The 2,197-nt window shown below is 40.2% G+C and carries 2 protein-coding genes; both read right to left on the bottom strand.

What is annotated here, in order from left to right; translation table 11 throughout:
• Window positions 1–630 (bottom strand): biotin synthase BioB (gene bioB, locus AC1DG9_RS26220; protein WP_477635589.1); only part of this gene is annotated, 630 nt, incomplete at its 3' end.
• A 19-nt stretch (window positions 631–649) separates the two neighbouring features.
• On the bottom strand, window positions 650–1,999 hold the full coding sequence (gene mgtE / locus AC1DG9_RS26225) for a magnesium transporter (protein ID WP_172662972.1): 1,350 nt from the start codon (window positions 1,997–1,999) through the stop codon (window positions 650–652).
• Window positions 2,000–2,197 lie beyond the last annotated feature (198 nt).

Here is a 2,197-nt window from a genome sequence, read left to right on the forward strand (position 1 = left end):
GGTCTGCAGCATAGAAACCCTGTCTTCAACAGTTTCCCCTAATCCGATAATACCACCACTGCATACTGTTAATTTTGCTTTACGCACGTTCTTTATAGTATTCAGGCGATCATCATAAGTACGGGTCGAGATAATGCGCTTGTAATCATCTTCTGAAGTGTCAATATTATGATTATAGGCATATAAACCTGCGTCAGCAAGTCGTTGGGCCTGATTTTCAGTAAGCATACCTAATGTACAGCAAACCTCCATATCCATATCATTTACGGCCTTCACCATTTCAATTACACGATCAAAGTCACGGTTATCACGTACTTCGCGCCATGCCGCCCCCATGCACAAACGTGATGCACCGCCTTCTTTAGCCTTTACAGCTGCACTTACCACCTGGCTAACCTGCATTAAAGGCTGAACTTCCAAATCAGTATGATAACGTGCTGCCTGCGGGCAATAAGAGCAATCTTCGGCGCAACCACCTGTTTTTATCGAGATCAAAGAACTCACCTGCACTTCTGCATAGTCTTTATTCTCGCGGTGTATTGTTGCTGCTTCGTAAACGAGATCCAAAAATGGCTTATGATATATGGCTGATATTTCTTCTTTTGTCCAGTTGTGTTTTGTTGGTTGCATATAATAATGAATAATAGAATTAAAGTAAAAGCTTGCTTGCTAAACCCAGCAGCAGCAAAAATCCGAAAACATCTGTAAATGTTGTAATAATTATTGAAGAAGCAATGGCCGGATCAATTCCAACCCGCTTTAAAATTAATGGAATACCTGCTCCTGTTATGCCGGCTATTAACAAATTACCTGTCATAGCCAGAAAAATCACCAATCCAAGCATTGGATTAGAATCAAAAAACACGGCAAATAAAAATACAATTAAGCCTGTTACGGCACCGTTAATAAGACCTACGGTAACCTCTTTCAATACTGTTCTGTATGCCTGGTTATCCGTAAGGTCGTATAGTGAAATCCTTCTCACGGTTACAGCAAGTGCCTGAGTAGCTGCATTACCGCCCATTCCGGCAATAATTGTCATGTAAGCAGGCAATACTTCAATTAGCTTAATAGTGGGCTCAAAATGACGGATAACCCCAGAAGCGAGAAACGCCGTTCCTAGATTCAATATCAACCATGGTAAACGCGATTTCACAGCCTCAACCCAGTTACCACTTAGTTCCTCATCTTCCGATACCCCTGATATTTTTAAGATATCCTCAGTATTTTCATCCTCTAAAACATCAATAACATCATCAAACGTTACACGTCCTAGCAATTTCATGTCATTGTCTAAAACCGGAATACTGGTAATGTTGTATTGAGAAATAAGCCGGGCAACCTCTTCCTGATCTGTATCCGGATGTACCCATGCAACCTCAGCTTTAACAAGCTCTGTTATTTTTACATTTCCTTTGGCTTTAATGATGTCCTTTAAAGAAACAATCCCCTGAAAAGTATTTTCATCGTCTATTACATAAACAGTATAAAACTCTTCAATCTCTTCGCTTTGGCGGATAATTTCATCAATAGCGTCCTTTTTGGTCAGGTTTAAATTTATACGGATAAACTCCGTGTTCATCAAACCACCGGCAGTTTCTTCGTGGTAACTTAACAAGTTACGGATGCTCGAAGCATCATCTTCACTCAGATCTCCAAGAATTTCTTTCTGTTCGTGTTCCTCCAGTTGAGATATGATGTCTGTAGCATCATCATAATCCAATTCCTCAACAATCTCTGTCCGCTTATCGGGATGCAACTGAAGCAAAAGTTCTTCAGGATGCGACTCCTCGTGCATCTCTGAGATGACTTCTGAAGCGATTTCTACCGATAAAAGGTTGATAATGCGCTGCTTGTCCTCTTTAGCTAAACTTTCAAATAAGATCGCAATTTCAGACGCGTGATATTCTTCGAGAATAACCTTTAGTTCCTCATCACTACCGCCTAAAGCAGCCTTAATCTTAGATACGTCTGTTTTGTCTAGATCGAAAGATTGCATAAGCCGCTAAGGTAAGAATAATCAGTCCTATTTAAACCATCCTTTACGCCAGAAATATATGATTTGTGCTACTGCAATAAGGCCCATACCAATCATAGTATATAAATATCCATGGGCAGCATACAATTCAGGCATATTTTTAGGCAGTAATTTACCCGTAAGTGGATCCTGTATGGCAAAATTCATTCCGTATATCCC

The organism is Pedobacter sp. 05L430 (assembly GCF_056397585.1).

Bases quoted from the DNA above. Each gene is read 5' to 3' on its own strand.
- mgtE (WP_172662972.1), bottom strand. From the start codon at position 1,999: ATGCAATCTTTCGATCTAGACAAAACAGACGTATCTAAGATTAAGGCT.